The sequence below is a fragment of the Mediterraneibacter sp. 210702-DFI.3.120 genome, assembly GCF_020561005.1.
Lineage (GTDB): Bacteria > Bacillota > Clostridia > Lachnospirales > Lachnospiraceae > Mediterraneibacter > Mediterraneibacter faecis.
Window position 1 is genome coordinate 1 of sequence record NZ_JAJCNG010000109.1, and the last position, 260, is coordinate 260.

Here is a 260-nt window from a genome sequence, read left to right on the forward strand (position 1 = left end):
ATCACGGTGAAATTGGCGTCATTGAAAGAACAAATTGAGCAGCTGCTCCATCACCCATATTTGCGCGAGCATTTGCCGGCGCCGGCGATCGATGAAGATCGCCTGCTGCTCTCGCTGTCAATGCTCGATGGCGCTTCAACGGCGCCAAGTGAGGCGGAGCGGTGCATCATCGCCATGATGCTCATGCAGATCGCCCTTGATACCCACGATGAGGTGACAGATGACGGCGGCGACTTGCGGGCGCGGCAGCTTGTCGTCCT

1 protein-coding gene is annotated in these 260 nt (G+C 58.1%); it reads left to right on the forward strand.

All coding sequences use genetic code 11. The features are described from left to right. Positions 1 to 260 (forward strand): heptaprenyl diphosphate synthase component 1 (locus LI162_RS15425; protein ID WP_227156894.1); only part of this gene is annotated, 260 nt, incomplete at both ends.